Raw genomic sequence first — 15,447 nt, 5'->3', positions numbered from 1 at the left:
CGGGGGGAAAGAAGCGTGAAGAATAAATGGCTTTCTTTTTTTTCAGGAAAGATCCAGCTTAAGATAACGGGAAAAGGGATCGAACGGTTATTAAATGAATGCACCAGGCGCAACATCCCGATGTTTAATGTAAAGAAAAAGAAAGACGCCGTCTTTCTTTATATTCCGCTTTCTGATGTACATGCCTTCCGGAAGGTCATCAGAGGCTTCGACTGCAAGTGCAGGTTCATCAAACGAAAAGGGTTTCCTTTCCTCGTGCAGAAGTCTAAACGGAATAGCGGCTTCACTTTTGGAGTTGCTGCATTTTTTATCATCATGTTCCTATTGTCCAACATGCTTTGGAAAATTGATATTACAGGAGCCAATCCAGAGACAGAACATCAAATCAGACAGCAATTGGATCAAATCGGCGTCAAAAAAGGCCGCTTTCAGTTTTCAATGCTGACCCCGGAAAAAATTCAGCAGGCGCTCACAAAGCGGGTCGAAAACATCACTTGGGTGGGCATTGAGTTAAACGGTACCGCCCTTCACATGAAAGTCGTTGAAAAGAATGAACCTGACAAAGAAAAATATATCGGTCCGAGGCACATCGTCGCCAAAAAAGGGGCGACCATCTCGAAAATGTTCGTGGAAAAAGGCGAGCCGCTCGTCACGGTGAACCAGCACGTTGAAAAAGGGCAAATGCTCGTTTCCGGGCTGATCGGAAGCGAAGAGGAAAAGCAAAAAGTCGGAGCAAAAGGGAAAATCTATGGTGAAACCTGGTACAAGTCAACAGTAACGGTTCCTCTTGAGACATCATTTGACGTTTTTACGGGTAAAGTAAGGACAAGTCACAAGCTATCCCTCGGATCATTTTCCGTGCCGATCTGGGGCTTTTCATTTAAAAAAGAAGACTTCTCGCGCCCGAAGACGGAGACCGAAAAACACTCGCTGCATTTTATGAATTTTAAGCTTCCTGTCGCTTATGAAAAGGAGCATATGAGGGAGAGCGAACAAATCAAAAGGGTGTACTCGAAAAAAGAAGCAGTTCTTGAAGGAATCGAAATGGGAAAAAGAGACATCAGGAAAAAAATCGGCAGAGACGGGAACATTATCAGTGAAAAAGTTTTGCACGAAACGAGCGAGAATGGTAAAGTTAAATTGATCATCCTTTACCAGGTTATTGAAAACATTGTTCAAACAACACCAATTGTTCAGGAGACTAAAGAATGACAGAACACTTACTTGCGATTCATCAGCAACTGGAAAGTCCGAATGAGGCTCAAGCGCTGTTTGGGAACCAGGATTCCCATTTGAAGTTGATGGAGGAAGAGCTGAACATTTCAATTGTCACGCGCGGAGAAACCGTGTATGTGACAGGAGATGAAGAAACGTTTGAAATCGCGGACAGCCTGCTTGCCTCTCTCCTAAATCTGATCCGCAAAGGAATCGAGATATCCGAACGCGATGTCTTGTATGCGATCAAGATGGCGAAAAAGCAGAAGCTTGAGTTTTTTGAAAGCATGTATGAAGAGGAAATTACGAAAAACGCCAAAGGAAAACCGATCAGAGTCAAAACCATCGGTCAAAGAGAATACATCGCCGCCATGAAAAGGCACGACTTAATCTTCGGCATCGGCCCAGCAGGAACGGGGAAAACCTATTTGGCTGTCGTAAAGGCCGTTCATGAACTGAAAAACGGACGCATCAAAAAGATCATTTTGACAAGACCAGCTGTTGAAGCAGGGGAAAGCCTCGGATTTTTACCGGGGGATTTAAAGGAGAAAGTCGACCCTTATTTAAGGCCGCTGTACGATGCGCTCCATGATGTGCTCGGAACGGACCATACGGCACGGCTGCTTGAAAGAGGAACGATTGAAATCGCGCCGCTTGCTTACATGAGGGGGCGGACGCTTGACGACGCATTTGTGATTTTGGATGAAGCGCAGAATACGACACCGGCACAAATGAAAATGTTTTTGACGAGATTGGGTTTTGGATCTAAAATGGTCATTACAGGCGACATTACGCAAATCGATTTGCCAAAGGGCGTCACATCAGGGCTTGCCGTTGCAAAAAAGATGCTCCTTGATATCGAGGGCATTTCAATTGTTGAACTGGATCAGACGGACGTGGTCAGACACCCGCTTGTCGCCCGTATTATTGAAGCATACGAAAAGTCAAAATAACTCCGAATGGCCCGATCGCCCGTTATCGGGTCATTTTTTAGTTTCCCGCGGGAAAAGAGGTGCTTTTGTTGAAAAAGAAAAAAAGAGGCGGAAAGTTTCGGCTTATCCGCTTGAATAACGGGGGCTTCCTTCCCGTCATTCTTTATGCGGCTTTATCCGCGCTGATGTTCATCCTGCTGTTTTTCCATGTGAGGCCGGAGTCCCTCGACCTCGATTTATTTTCGATCAGCGAGAATACGATCTATGCGCCGGCGACAGTTGAAGACCAAAAGGCAACGGCTAATAAAAAGCAGGAAGCGAGAGAGGAAGTTCCCGACCAGTACACTTTGAAAAAAGAGTACTCTGACAACAGGGTCGACCTTGTCTCATCGATTTTCGACATCATTAAAGAAGTGAAAAAAGAAAGCGCAGAAAAAGAGAAAAAAGACAAGCAGGCCCCATCTGAAAAAGACCAGATCAAATCTGTTGAAGAAAAGCTGACTTCCGATGTGACGGACTCGCTGTCACAGGATTCAGTCAAACACCTGCTGAGGGCCAGCGACGGAGAGCTTTCCATGACGCAGGATTCGGTCATCACCGCCGTCAATGACGTGATGAGCAAAGAAATCCGCGCAGGAAAGCTCGATGAAGCGAAAGAACATGTAACGAAAGAACTGAAGGGCAATTCGATACCTTCAAAATTAAAAAACGCCGCTGATGAAATCGGACGCTTTGCGATCATTCCCAATTACGTATACGATCCTGACAAGACGGAGCAGAAGCGTCAAGAAGCGGCTGACAGCGTACAGCAGGTACAGATCAAGCAGGGGCAGATACTCGTTGAGGAAAATCAGCTGATCGACAGGGAAGTCTATCGAAAGCTCGAATTGACAGGGCTCTTGAGCGGAGCCAACATCTTCAAACCTGTCGGCGGACTGCTGCTTTTAATCGCGCTTTTCATCTCAGCTTTGGTTTACTATTTCGAAAAGCAATACAGCAGCCGGATTCCGAAAAACAAGTCGCTCATGCTGTTTTCGTTGATCACAGGGATCGTTTTAATCGTCATGGAAGTGATCAGCCTGTTTCAGCAGCTTGAAATCGGCCATATCGGCTATCTCGTGCCGATTGCGATGGGCGTGATGCTCATTAAACTGCTGATCAATGAAAGGCTGGCGATCCTGTCGAGCATGATTCTTTCCATTTGCGGAAGCATGATGTTTAACCAGGGTGTGACAGGCACGTTCAACTATGGAATCGGAACGTATTTCTTAATCAGCTCGATGGCGGGTATACTGTTTTTAGGGAAGCATAACGCGAGGGCGAAAATTCTCCAGGCCGGTTTATTTGTCTCTCTGATCAACATCGTTGTTCTGTTTACCCTGCAGCTGATTCAAAACACGGCGCAAACCGGGCTTGAGATGGGTACATATCTTGTCATGGGGGCGGTGTCCGGCATCGGATCGTCAGTTCTTGTTCTCGGACTCATGCCGTTTTTTGAAAGCGGATTTGGCATCCTGTCCACGATGAAGCTTCTCGAGCTTTCAAATCCGAATCATCCGCTGCTCCGCAAAATTCTGACGGAAACACCGGGCACATACCATCACAGCGTTATGGTCGCGAACTTATCTGAGGCGGCATGCGAAGCGGTCGGAGCAAACGGGCTGCTGGCAAGGGTCGGCGCCTATTACCATGATATCGGCAAGACAAAGCGGCCCCAATATTTTATAGAAAACCAAATGAATATTGATAACCCGCATGACAAGCTTTCTCCGCAGCTGAGCAAAAACATTATCATTGCCCATGTGACGGACGGCGCCGATATGCTGAGGGATCATAAAATGCCGAAGGAGCTTGTCGACATAGCCGAACAGCATCACGGCACATCGCTGCTCAAGTTTTTTTACTATAAGGCGAAAGAAAAAGGCGATCAGACGACTGAAGAAGAGTTCCGCTATCCCGGTCCGAAGCCCCAGACAAAAGAGGCGGCGATCATCTCGGTGGCCGACAGCGTCGAAGCGGCCGTCCGCTCAATGCATAACCCTAATCCCGAAAGGATTGAAAAGCTGGTGCGCGGGATCATAGCGGATAAGCTGCAGGACGGGCAGTTTGACGAATGTGATTTGACTTTAAAAGAGCTCAATACTATCGCGAAGACGCTCTGCGAAACGCTGAAAGGCATTTTTCATTCCCGGATAGAATATCCGGAAGCTAATCCTAAACAGAAGGTGAAACATACATGAGTTTAATTCTAGATATCACAGACGAGACCGGACGCGTCCCTGAAGACCGGCTTGCTGAAATTGAAAAGCTTCTTCAATTCGCAGCGGCGGAGGAAGGCGTCGCAGACGGCGCCGAAGTCTCGGTTACGATCGTCAACAATGAAGAGATACAAAAAATCAACAAAGAGTACAGAGGCAAAGATTACCCGACTGACGTCATTTCATTTGCCCTCGAAGAAGACGGCGAAGGAGAGGTTGAAATTATCGGCGCTGATATGCCGCCCGTTCTCGGAGATATCATCATCAGCGTCGATAAAGCCCGGGAACAGGCCGAAGAATACGGACATTCACTGATGAGGGAGCTGGGTTTTCTGACGGTTCACGGCTTTTTGCACCTCCTCGGCTATGACCATATGACAGAGGAAGAAGAAAAAGAGATGTTCACTAAGCAAAAGGAAATTTTGAATCGATATGGGCTCTCAAGATCCTCATAAACAAAACGAATGGCGCCGTCTGAAAATGAGTTTTTCAAACGCCTTTACAGGAATTATCAAGACGTTCATATCAGAGCGCAATTTTAGAATTCACTGCGGAGCCGCCATCCTCGTGATCGCCTGCGGCTTTTTCTTCAGGCTGACGCTGATCGAATGGACCGTCATCTTGATCCTGATCGGCGGAATGCTCGCCTTGGAGCTGATGAATACGGCTGTTGAGCATACGGTCGACCTCTTCACAAAAGAGAACCACCCGCTTGCAAAAGCTGCAAAGGACGCGGCAGCCGGGGCGGTTTGCGTGTTTGCAGCCGTTTCGTGTATGATTGGGTTACTTATCTTTTTGTCAAAATTGTTTTGATGCCCGCCCTTCGTCGTGCGCTATTCTTACAAAAATTTTACATTTGCGATTTGGGCGTGAAAAAGAAGCCATTTTTATGTAAAATAAAAGTGTTAGCGGTACCATCACTGCTATAGGAAGGAATACACACATTGACTAAACAAGAATTGATTGCAGAAGCTTTAAAAGCAAGGGAATTTGCATATGTTCCGTATTCGAAATTCAAAGTCGGCGCTGCACTTTTAACCGAAGACGGCAAGGTGTACAAAGGCTGCAACATTGAAAATGCTGCATACAGCCTGTGCAACTGCGCCGAGCGGACAGCGCTGTTCAAGGCTTATTCAGAAGGGGAAAAATCCTTTAAGATGCTTGCCGTTGCTGCGGATACGCCGGGTCCGGTGTCGCCGTGCGGCGCCTGCAGACAGGTGATTTCCGAACTTTGTTCGCCAAACATGCCTGTCATCTTAACCAATCTGAATGGCCAAGTCAAAGAAATGACGGTTCAAGAATTACTGCCAGGAGCATTTTCATCGGAGGACTTACATGACACAGGAAAGCTTTAAATCAGGATTTGTCTCGATTATCGGACGACCAAACGTAGGAAAATCTACTTTTTTGAATCGCGTAATCGGCCAAAAAATCGCCATCATGAGCGACAAACCGCAAACAACAAGAAACAAAGTGCAAGGTGTGCTGACAACCGATACATCCCAGACGATTTTTATCGATACGCCCGGCATTCATAAACCGAAGCATAAATTGGGCGATTTTATGATGAAGGTGGCGCACAACACTTTAAAGGAAGTCGACTTGATCTTGTTCATGATCAATGCGGAGGAAGGCTACGGAAAAGGCGACGAATTTATCATTGAGCGATTAAAAGGAGTCAAGACGCCGGTATTTTTGATCGTCAACAAAATTGACCGGATTCATCCGGATGAGCTTCTTGTGCTGATCGATGAGTACAGAACCAGGTATCCGTTTCAGGAAATCGTTCCGATCTCCGCCCTTGAGGGAAATAATATCGATACGCTTTTAAAGCAAATTGAGGATTATTTGCCGGAAGGTCCGCAGTTTTACCCGAGTGACCAGGTGACCGATCATCCGGAGCGATTTATCATTTCTGAGCTGATTCGGGAAAAAGTGCTGCATCTGACAAGGGAAGAGATCCCTCACAGCATTGCGGTCTCGATCGAGTCCATTCAAGAACGGGAAAACGGTTCTGTGTATGTGAGCGCGACCATCGTCGTCGAGCGAGATTCGCAAAAAGGGATCGTCATCGGAAAAAGAGGCAGCCTGCTTAAAGAAATCGGCAAGCGGGCAAGAACCGATATCGAGGCGCTGCTCGGGTCATCGGTGTTTTTAGAGCTGTGGGTTAAAGTGCAGAAAGACTGGCGCAACAAGATGTCTCAGCTTCGTGATTTTGGATTTAGAGAAGACGAGTATTAACGGACAGAACTTGACCGCGGTTTAATCGTGACAATATCTCTCGAAATCAAAGATATATTAGAAAAAATTGTTTAACATGAAATGGAGGATACAAGGTCAAGATAATCTTAAGAACTTGGATATTTAAATAGCTAGTTATAAACAGAAAGGTGGGGCTTTTTATGTTGAATTTTACTTGGAATGTATTTTCACAAACAGGAAGCGTTGACACGTACCTCCTTTTTAAAGAATTGGAAAAGGAGAACCTGGAAAGACCCGAAGTACTTGAAGAAGAGCTAGCGCAAATTGACTTTCCAATTTTGTGATCATGCTTGACCCCTCCAATTTTTGGATGGTGCACATATGCTGACGAAATGTGAAGGTATCGTCCTTCGTACAAACGACTATGGTGAAACAAATAAGATCATTACGCTATTGACGAGAGAACACGGGAAAATCGGTGTGCTGGCAAGGGGCGCCAAAAAGCCGAACAGCCGCTTGTCAGCGATTTCCCAGCCGTTCCTTTATGCATCTTTTTTATTCCGCAAATCATCCGGCCTCGGCACATTGGAGCAGGGCGAGATGATCGAAAGCATGAGGAATATCCGCGAGGATCTGTTTTTAACAGCTTACGCGGCCTACATCGCTGAATTAATCGACAAGGGAACGGAGGAAAAGAAACCGAATCCGTTTTTATTTGAGCTGCTGCTTCAGTCAATGAGGAGGCTGAATGACGGTACAGATCCCGACATTATCGCCAACCTCATCGAAGTCAAAATGCTCAGCGTGATGGGGCTGTATCCGGAGCTGGATGAATGTGTGCACTGCAAAAGCAAAGACGGCACATTTCATTTTTCGATCCGCGACAACGGCTTTATCTGCCACCGCTGTTTTGCGAAAGATCCATACAGGATACCGCTGTCTCCCGCATCCGCCAGGCTGTTGAGACTGTTTTTTTATTTTGACCTGTCAAGGCTCGGAAATGTCTCGGTCAAACAGGAGACGAAGGATGAGCTGAAAAGGGTTATTCAGACGTACTATGACGAGTACTCAGGGATCTACCTGAAATCGCGGCGCTTCATGGAACAAATGGACAATATGAAAAAGATGCTGGGCGATGAAAACAAAAGTTGACAACCTCTTCATCTTTTTATAAGATCATGACATGAAGATTGGATTCAATAATGATGTTGCGTTGACGGAAAGAAGTAATTGCGCACAGCCTCATTGAAGCGACTCCGGGGCGGTGAAAGCCGGGGATGAGAGCGCAATGAAAGGCATTCCCTGAGCAACTTTTAAAAAAGAGGCTGAGACATTTCCTCTCAGCAATTAGGGTGGAACCGCGGGAGAACTCTCGTCCCTATGTTTGTGGGTAAACAAGCATAGGGACGGGAGTTTTTTTCTGCCCAAACCAGCCCTATGCCAAAAATTAAACTTGAAAACACGTTTTGTGGAGGTGCTTCATTTGAATATTCAAGAAATGATTCTGACCCTGCAAAAGCATTGGTCCAATGAAGGATGCGTACTTTTGCAGTCGTATGATGTAGAGAAGGGTGCAGGCACGATGAGCCCATATACATTTTTGCGGAGCCTTGGGCCTGAGCCTTGGAAAGTCGCTTATGTGGAGCCGTCAAGGCGCCCTGCGGACGGAAGATACGGTGACAATCCGAACAGGCTTTATCAGCACCATCAATTTCAGGTGATCATTAAGCCGTCTCCAGACAACATTCAAGAGCTTTATTTAGATTCATTAAAAGCCCTTGGAATCGACCCTCTGGAGCATGATATCCGCTTTGTCGAGGATAACTGGGAAAATCCGTCGCTCGGCTGCGCCGGGCTTGGCTGGGAAGTATGGCTTGACGGCATGGAAATTACCCAGTTCACCTATTTTCAGCAGGTCGGCGGGCTTGAGTGCAAACCGGTTTCCGTGGAAATCACATACGGTATCGAACGCCTTGCTTCTTATATCCAAGATAAAGAAAACGTCTTTGATCTTGAATGGACGAACGGCTATACGATAAAAGACCTGTTCAAGATGGCTGAATACGAGCATTCCGTCTATACGTTTGAGACATCTGACGTCGACATGCTGTTCGAATTGTTTGCAACGTACGAAAAAGAAGCAAATCGCCAGATGGATCAGGGACTTGTCCATCCTGCATATGATTATGTTTTGAAATGCTCGCATACGTTCAACTTGCTTGACGCAAAAGGGGCGATTTCCGTCACGGAGCGCACAGGATATATCGCAAGGGTGAGAAACCTGGCCAGAAAAGTGGCGAAAACGTATTATGATGAACGCGAAAAGTTGGGTTTCCCAATGCTGAAGGAGGAAGAGGCTTCACATGAGTAATCAAGATTTGCTTTTAGAAATCGGATTAGAAGAAATGCCGGCGCGCTTCATGCATGACAGCATGACTCAGCTGGGTGAGAAGCTGGAAAGCTGGCTCAAGGAAAAAAATATTGCCTTCGGTTCCGTCAAGCTGTATAACTCCCCTAGAAGACTGGCCGTTCTTGTCGAGAACGTGGCGGAGAAGCAGGATGATGTGAAAGAAGAAGCGAAAGGACCGGCAAAGAAAATCGCCCTTGACGAAAACGGCGAATGGACAAAGGCGGCCATCGGCTTTTCACGGGGGCAAGGAGCAAGTCCGGAAGATTTGTATTTTAAAGACATCAAAGGAACGGAATATGTATTTGTGCAAAAATTCCAAAAAGGCCAGGATACGTTTTCATTGCTTCCTGAGCTCCGCGATTTGGTGACAAGCCTCCACTTTCCGAAAAACATGCGCTGGGGCAGCGAAGATTTAAAATATATCAGGCCGATTAAATGGATCGTCGCGCTGTTCGGAAGTGAAGTCGTTCCGTTTTCAGTCGCTCATGTCGAAACCGGACGCACAACGCAGGGACACCGCTTCCTCGGAAAAGCAGCCGACTTGAGCGCACCTTCTGAATACGAAGCGACACTGGAAAGCCAGTTTGTGATTGCCGATCCGGCCAAACGGAAGCAGCTGATCGTTAAGCAGCTTGACGAACTGGCTGCTGAGAAGTCCTGGGACATTCCGAGAGACGAGGATCTGCTGGATGAGGTCAACCATCTGGTTGAATATCCAACGGTACTGTTCGGTTCTTACGAAGAGGAATTTCTCGCAATTCCTGAAGAGGTGCTCGTGACAACAATGAAAGAGCATCAGCGTTATTTCCCTGTCAAAGATGAAAACGGCAGCTTGCTTCCTTACTTTGTGACCGTCCGCAACGGAGACAGCCGCGCCCTTGAAAACGTGGCGAGAGGGAATGAAAAAGTGCTGAGAGCAAGGCTTTCAGACGCTTCCTTCTTCTATAAAGAAGATCAAAAATTAAACATTGACGAGAATGTGAGAAAGCTCGAAAAGATCGTTTTCCATGAAGAACTGGGGTCGCTCGGAGATAAAGTGAGACGCACTGAGGCGCTTGCTGAACGGATCGCTGAAGTCATCGGTGCCGATCAAGAGACGGTGCAGCTGATCAAGCGCGCTGCGCACATTTCAAAATTCGACCTTGTGACACACATGGTTTACGAATTTCCTGAGCTGCAGGGCATCATGGGTGAAAAATATGCGCGGATGCTCGGTGAGAAAGAAGAAGTTGCGCTCGCAGTCAATGAGCACTATATGCCGAGACAAGCCGGAGGACAAACGCCTTCATCAATCGCCGGCGCCGTCGTCGCATTGGCGGACAAACTCGATACGGTCGCTTCATTCTTCAAAATCGGCGTCATTCCGACAGGATCTCAGGATCCGTATGGACTGAGAAGACAGGCGAGCGGCATCGTCCAAATCCTGCTTGACCGGAACTGGGGCATTTCATTCAAAGAACTGGCTGCGTTTGCCGGACAGGAAGCAAACAGCGAACTGCTCGAATTCTTTAAACAGCGCCTCAAATATGTATTAACAGCGGAAAACATCCGATACGACGTCGTGGATGCCGTGCTCGAAAGCACGAACCTTGAGCCGTATTCGGCTGTCAAAAAAGCCGCCGTCCTTGAATCGGCTGCAGCCAAACCGGAATTTAAAGAAACGGCTGAAGCGCTGGCAAGGGTTATTTCGATCAGCAAAAAGAGCGAAACGAGCGCCATTGACGCTTCACTGTTTGAAAACCCTCAAGAAGAGGAGCTTTTCAAAGCTTATGAGGCGTGCAGGCAGCAAATAGAGACCCTTTACCAAGCAAAAGATTATGAGGGCGCCTTCAGTGAGCTGTCCAAGCTGAAAGAGCCGATTGAAGCGTATTTTGATCATACGATGGTACATGCCGAAGATGAAAGATTAAAAGCAAACCGCCTGGCGCAAATGGCAAGCTTGGCGGAGCTGATCCGATCTTTTGCAAACATCAATGCCATCATTGTAAAATAAACACCGCAGAAGACGGTTGCTGACAGGCTGGCAATCGTCTTTTTGCTCAAATCGATTTTTCACATCCTTGTCAAATACCGCCTGTCTTTTTCATAGAATTCAATTGTAATTGCTGTTATTTTAGTCTTCATATGCGTTATAATATGTTATCGACTTTTATACATAACGAACGAATTGTGAGCTTCGGCTTAAAGGTGGTGAGTACGATCGAACTAAATAAACGTCAGGAGCATATTTTGCAGATTGTCAAAGAGAACGGGCCGATTACCGGAGAACATATCGCGGAAAAGCTGAATCTGACGAGGGCTACCCTTCGTCCGGATTTGGCAATATTGACGATGTCGGGATTTTTGGAAGCAAGGCCGCGGGTCGGTTATTTCTACACGGGAAAGACGGGCACGCAGCTCTTGGCTGATAAGCTGAAAAAACTGCAGGTGAAAGACTTCCAGTCCATTCCGGTGGTCATTCATGAAAATGTCTCCGTTTATGATGCGATTTGCACGATGTTTTTAGAGGACGTAGGAACGCTTTTTGTCGTTGATGATAATGCCATCTTAGTCGGTGTACTTTCACGAAAAGACTTGCTCAGAGCCAGCATCGGCAAACAGGAGCTCCCTTCAATACCCGTCCATATCATTATGACGAGAATGCCGAACATTACGCTTTGCAGGCGCGACGATTTCATTTTGGACATTGCCAAGATGCTCATCGAAAAACAAATTGACGCACTGCCTGTTGTAAAAGATACAGAAAAAGGCTATGAAGTTGTGGGAAGAATTACGAAAACGAACATGACAAAAATTTTAGTCGGCTTATCTGAAAATGAAATCATGTAGAGTGAACTTCAAATGGAGGGATATCATGAGTAATCGGACGATTTATGTTGTATCAGACTCTGTCGGCGAGACCGCTGAGCTCGTAGTCAAAGCGGCTATCAGCCAGTTTAACGGTTCATCCGAGCAGACAAATATCAGGCGGATTCCTTATGTCGAAGACCGCGGAACAATAAAAGAAGTGATCTCGCTGGCAGAAGCGGACGGCGGCATCATCTGTTTTACGCTTGTTGTCCCGGAGATTCGTGAATTTTTAATCGCCGAAGCCGAAAAGGCGAATGTCGTGTATTACGATATCATCGGCCCGCTGATTGAGAAAATGGAGTCGGTCTACGGCTTCAGTGCGAAATATGAGCCGGGCAGAGTCCGACAGCTGGACGAAGATTATTTTAAGAAGGTAGAGGCCATCGAATTTGCGGTTAAATATGACGACGGCAGAGATCCAAGGGGCATCTTAAAAGCGGATATCGTGCTGATCGGCGTGTCGAGAACGTCCAAAACTCCGTTATCCCAATACTTGGCGCATAAACGGTTAAAAGTGGCAAACGTTCCGATCGTTCCCGAGGTGGACCCTCCCGAAGAGCTCTTTACCGTTGATCCGGCTAAATGCATCGGGTTAAAAATCAGCCCGGATAAACTGAACCATATCCGCAAGGAGCGCCTGAAATCGCTCGGCCTCAACGACAAAGCCATTTACGCTAATATCAACCGCATCAAAGAAGAGCTTGAATTCTTTGAAAAGATCGTCGGCCGCATTGGCTGCAATGTCGTAGACGTATCAAATAAAGCGGTGGAGGAAACGGCCAACATTATTCACAACATGATGACAAAAAGGGTCTAAGAATAAAACTCAGGACACCCCATCCTGGGTTTTTGCTTTGATGGTTTTGGGAAAAGTGAAAATGATAGCATCTTTAACCCATTTGTATTATAATAAAAAATTGTGATAAAATAATTAACTTTTAGGTTTAAGCTTAGTACAGAACGAATAAACTATTATGGGTATCGTGTCAAGAATTTCCCGAAAAAAACTTTCGACAAATTCTTATAGATCGATTAATTTTGAAACCTGTGTGATTTTGCCTGTATTTATAGCAGGAGATTGATGGAGGGATGGAGAATTAGTCTTCTTGAAAAAGAAAGGACGATTTTTGTCGATGCAGACGCATGCCCGGTGAAAGATGAAGTGCTCAAAACAGCGGCGGATTTCGACGTAAAGGTGGTATTCGTGGCTTCATTCGAGCATTTTCAAATCACAAGGAAAGAAGAAGAGAATTGGACATATGTCGATCCGCACAAAGAAGCAGCGGATCTGTACATTGCCAACCATGTTCGACCTGGTGATGTCGTCGTCACACAAGATATCGGGCTGGCATCGCTTTTGCTTGGCAAAAAGGTCTATGTGATGTCGGAGAGAGGCTATCTTTTCGAAGAGAACTCCATCGATCATGCTCTTTTCCGCCGTCACGTCGCACAAAAATTGAGAAGAAGCGGACGTTACACGAAAGGCCCGAAAAAACTGGTCAAGGAAGACCGGGAGCGATTTGTCAAAGAGCTGCAAAAAATCTTGTCGAAAATTGAAGGATTTACGTACTAAGCAGCGAATTATGTACGACGGAGTGTTGGAACATGGGCAATCGTATACCAGACGAAATTGTAGAACAGGTGCAGAAATCAGCTGATATCGTAGAAGTTATCGGAGAGTACGTCCAGTTAAGAAAACAGGGGCGTAATTATTTTGGGCTTTGTCCTTTTCATGGTGAGAACACACCATCTTTTTCTGTTTCTGGAGAAAAACAGATTTTTCATTGTTTTGGCTGCGGAGCGGGAGGGAACGTTTTTTCATTTTTAAGACAAATGGAAGGCTATTCATTTACCGAGGCTGTCTCTCACCTGGCGGACAAATATCAAATAGATCTGCCGGAGCAGGTCGCAGCTGTATCAGCATACAGCACAGGCAGTTCGGATGAACAGAAAATGGCGGAAGCTCATGATCTGTTAAAGAAATTTTATCATCATTTGCTCGTCAATACAAAGGAAGGCCAGGCAGCGCTCGATTATTTGCTTGAAAGAGGCTTTAAGATGGAGCAGATCGAGCAGTTTGAAATCGGATGCGCGCTTGACTCGTGGGATTTCATCACGAAGTTTTTGGAACGGAGAGGTTTTGATCTTGCGCTGATGGAAAGAGCTGGACTCATCATCAGACGCGAGAACGGCGACGGATATTTTGACCGTTTCAGAAACAGGATTATGTTTCCGATTCATGATCATCACGGCACAACGGTCGCTTTTTCCGGAAGGACGTTCACCGGGGAGCAGCCAAAATACATGAACAGCCCGGAAACGCCGCTTTTTCGAAAAAGCAAGCTTCTCTATCATTTCCATCAGGCCCGCCTTCACATTCGGAAAGAAGAAAGGGCCGTCCTTTTTGAAGGATTTGCCGATGTCATTTCAGCCGTCACCTCCGGTGTGAAAGAATCGATCGCCACGATGGGTACATCGCTGACGGAAGAACATGCGAAGATCATCAGGCGAAATGTCGGAGAGGTCATACTGTGCTATGACTCGGATCATGCCGGTTATGAAGCCACGCTGAAAGCGGCGGAGATTCTTCAGAAAAAAGGCTGCAACGTCAAGGTGGCCATGATACCTGACGGGCTGGATCCCGATGACTACATCAAAAAATTCGGCAGCGAGAAATTCAAAAATGATGTAATAGGGGCCAGCGTTACGATGATGACGTTTAAAATGAACTATTTCCGCAAGGGCAGAAACCTGTCTGATGAAGGAGACCGTTTAGCCTATATCAACGATGTACTGAAGGAAGTCAGCCTTCTCAGCGGTCCTTTGGAACAGGAAATATACATCAAACAGCTGGCAAATGAATTTTCAATCTCATTTGAATCCTTGAAGGATCAGCTTTCCGTATTTGAAAAGCAGGCTGCAAGCCGCAGCAGGGAAAGCAGCCGCCAGGACTCTAAAGAGCGGCAGGCGGCCGTATCGCGCGCCCCTCGGAGAAAGACGGGGCTTCGGCCGGCTCATGAGAATGCGGAGCGGATGCTCCTGGCCCACATGATTCATGACCGGGACGTCATTCGAAAGGTTTTGGAACGGGTGGGCTTTGAATTCAACCTTGATCAGCACCGAGCGATTGCCGCTTATTTGTACGCCATGTATGAAGAAGGAGCGGACATTTCCATCCAGGAGCTCTTTAAGAGAGTCGAGGATCAGGAACTTGGCCAGCTTCTGACAGATATCTTAATGCTTCAGGTGAACGAAGAATTAAGTGAAGCGGAATTATCTGATTATGTAAAAAAAGTGTTGAATTATCGAAATTGGTCAATGATAAAAGAAAAAGAAGCTGCAAGGGCGGAAGCCGAGAGGCAAAAAGACTTTATCAAAGCGGCGACTTTGGCGCAGGAAATTGTTAAGTTGAACCGTTCGCTGAAATAAACCGTTATATATAATAGGAAAAGCTCTTGGCAATGAATCCTAACGGAGGAGCAAAAGCTGCTTGTCCTAATCAATATATTGTCAATTTATGATTTGCTTTCCCGTGAAGCCGTAGATGAGAGAGAAGGCTTTACTCGTGAAATAGGAACAA

General features: G+C 46.4%; 15 protein-coding genes. All 15 read left to right on the top strand.

The features are described 5' to 3' along the window. Positions 1 to 15: 15 nt before the first annotated feature. The gene (gene yqfD, locus TRNA_RS35000) at positions 16 to 1,212 is read left to right on the top strand and encodes a sporulation protein YqfD (RefSeq protein WP_003183642.1); all 1,197 of its coding nucleotides are present in this window, start codon (positions 16 to 18) and stop codon (positions 1,210 to 1,212) included. Continuing rightward, the gene (locus TRNA_RS34995; RefSeq protein ID WP_003183639.1) at positions 1,209 to 2,168 is read left to right on the top strand and encodes a PhoH family protein; all 960 of its coding nucleotides are present in this window, start codon (positions 1,209 to 1,211) and stop codon (positions 2,166 to 2,168) included. The genes yqfD and TRNA_RS34995 overlap by 4 nt, the downstream gene beginning before the upstream one ends. Positions 2,169 to 2,332: 164 nt before the next feature. Then, positions 2,333 to 4,387 (top strand): HD family phosphohydrolase, encoded by a 2,055-nt coding sequence (locus TRNA_RS34990; protein ID WP_223307119.1) that lies wholly within the window; start codon positions 2,333 to 2,335, stop codon positions 4,385 to 4,387. After that, on the top strand, positions 4,384 to 4,860 hold the full coding sequence (ybeY, locus tag TRNA_RS34985; RefSeq protein ID WP_003183635.1) for an rRNA maturation RNase YbeY: 477 nt from the start codon (positions 4,384 to 4,386) through the stop codon (positions 4,858 to 4,860). Before TRNA_RS34990 ends, ybeY begins: the two co-directional genes overlap by 4 nt. After that, positions 4,838 to 5,218, top strand: coding sequence for a diacylglycerol kinase family protein (locus tag TRNA_RS34980; RefSeq protein ID WP_003183633.1), 381 nt, complete (start codon positions 4,838 to 4,840; stop codon positions 5,216 to 5,218). The genes ybeY and TRNA_RS34980 overlap by 23 nt, the downstream gene beginning before the upstream one ends. A gap of 131 nt (positions 5,219 to 5,349) precedes the next feature. Continuing rightward, a complete protein-coding gene (locus TRNA_RS34975; RefSeq protein ID WP_003183631.1) occupies positions 5,350 to 5,760 on the top strand; it encodes a cytidine deaminase in 411 nt (136 codons plus the stop codon). Next, positions 5,741 to 6,646, top strand: a complete 906-nt coding sequence (era, locus tag TRNA_RS34970; RefSeq protein WP_009327871.1) for a GTPase Era — start codon at positions 5,741 to 5,743, stop codon at positions 6,644 to 6,646. Before TRNA_RS34975 ends, era begins: the two co-directional genes overlap by 20 nt. Positions 6,647 to 6,807: 161 nt before the next feature. Then, positions 6,808 to 6,951, top strand: a complete 144-nt coding sequence (locus TRNA_RS43355) for a YqzL family protein (RefSeq protein ID WP_003183626.1) — start codon at positions 6,808 to 6,810, stop codon at positions 6,949 to 6,951. 37 nt (positions 6,952 to 6,988) lie between these two features. Further along, positions 6,989 to 7,759, top strand: coding sequence for a DNA repair protein RecO (gene recO, locus TRNA_RS34965; protein ID WP_003183624.1), 771 nt, complete (start codon positions 6,989 to 6,991; stop codon positions 7,757 to 7,759). A 331-nt stretch (positions 7,760 to 8,090) separates the two neighbouring features. Continuing rightward, positions 8,091 to 8,978 carry a glycine--tRNA ligase subunit alpha gene (gene glyQ, locus TRNA_RS34960; RefSeq protein ID WP_003183621.1) on the top strand — a complete coding sequence of 296 codons (888 nt, stop codon included), beginning with the start codon at positions 8,091 to 8,093 and terminating at the stop codon, positions 8,976 to 8,978. Further along, complete coding sequence (gene glyS / locus TRNA_RS34955; protein ID WP_009327872.1) at positions 8,971 to 11,010, top strand: glycine--tRNA ligase subunit beta; 2,040 nt, start codon at positions 8,971 to 8,973, stop codon at positions 11,008 to 11,010. Before glyQ ends, glyS begins: the two co-directional genes overlap by 8 nt. A gap of 197 nt (positions 11,011 to 11,207) precedes the next feature. After that, on the top strand, positions 11,208 to 11,846 hold the full coding sequence (locus tag TRNA_RS34950) for a helix-turn-helix transcriptional regulator (protein ID WP_025804968.1): 639 nt from the start codon (positions 11,208 to 11,210) through the stop codon (positions 11,844 to 11,846). A 25-nt stretch (positions 11,847 to 11,871) separates the two neighbouring features. Further along, entirely contained in the window at positions 11,872 to 12,684 is an 813-nt protein-coding gene (locus TRNA_RS34945; RefSeq protein ID WP_003183615.1) for a pyruvate, water dikinase regulatory protein, read from the top strand. Positions 12,685 to 12,948: 264 nt separating this feature from the next. Continuing rightward, positions 12,949 to 13,440, top strand: coding sequence for a YaiI/YqxD family protein (locus TRNA_RS34940; RefSeq protein WP_003183612.1), 492 nt, complete (start codon positions 12,949 to 12,951; stop codon positions 13,438 to 13,440). 32 nt (positions 13,441 to 13,472) lie between these two features. Next, positions 13,473 to 15,296: a DNA primase gene (gene dnaG / locus TRNA_RS34935; protein WP_003183611.1), complete on the top strand. Its 1,824-nt coding sequence runs from the start codon at positions 13,473 to 13,475 to the stop codon at positions 15,294 to 15,296. The last annotated feature ends 151 nt before the right edge of the window (positions 15,297 to 15,447 follow it).

It is taken from the genome of Bacillus licheniformis DSM 13 = ATCC 14580 (assembly GCF_000011645.1).
GTDB lineage: Bacteria > Bacillota > Bacilli > Bacillales > Bacillaceae > Bacillus > Bacillus licheniformis.
This window is presented reverse-complemented; position numbering and strand designations above follow the sequence as displayed.

What these genes read in the sequence shown, in the direction of transcription:
- TRNA_RS34940 (WP_003183612.1), top strand. Translation starts at nt 12,949, where the DNA reads ATGGAGGGATGGAGAATTAGTCTTCTTGAAAAAGAAAGGACGATTTTT.
- TRNA_RS43355 (WP_003183626.1), top strand. Translation starts at nt 6,808, where the DNA reads ATGTTGAATTTTACTTGGAATGTATTTTCACAAACAGGAAGCGTTGAC.
- recO (WP_003183624.1), top strand. Translation starts at nt 6,989, where the DNA reads ATGCTGACGAAATGTGAAGGTATCGTCCTTCGTACAAACGACTATGGT.
- TRNA_RS34980 (WP_003183633.1), top strand. Translation starts at nt 4,838, where the DNA reads ATGGGCTCTCAAGATCCTCATAAACAAAACGAATGGCGCCGTCTGAAA.
- TRNA_RS34945 (WP_003183615.1), top strand. Translation starts at nt 11,872, where the DNA reads ATGAGTAATCGGACGATTTATGTTGTATCAGACTCTGTCGGCGAGACC.
- ybeY (WP_003183635.1), top strand. Translation starts at nt 4,384, where the DNA reads ATGAGTTTAATTCTAGATATCACAGACGAGACCGGACGCGTCCCTGAA.
- TRNA_RS34995 (WP_003183639.1), top strand. Translation starts at nt 1,209, where the DNA reads ATGACAGAACACTTACTTGCGATTCATCAGCAACTGGAAAGTCCGAAT.
- glyS (WP_009327872.1), top strand. Translation starts at nt 8,971, where the DNA reads ATGAGTAATCAAGATTTGCTTTTAGAAATCGGATTAGAAGAAATGCCG.
- era (WP_009327871.1), top strand. Translation starts at nt 5,741, where the DNA reads ATGACACAGGAAAGCTTTAAATCAGGATTTGTCTCGATTATCGGACGA.
- dnaG (WP_003183611.1), top strand. Translation starts at nt 13,473, where the DNA reads ATGGGCAATCGTATACCAGACGAAATTGTAGAACAGGTGCAGAAATCA.
- TRNA_RS34990 (WP_223307119.1), top strand. Translation starts at nt 2,333, where the DNA reads ATGTTCATCCTGCTGTTTTTCCATGTGAGGCCGGAGTCCCTCGACCTC.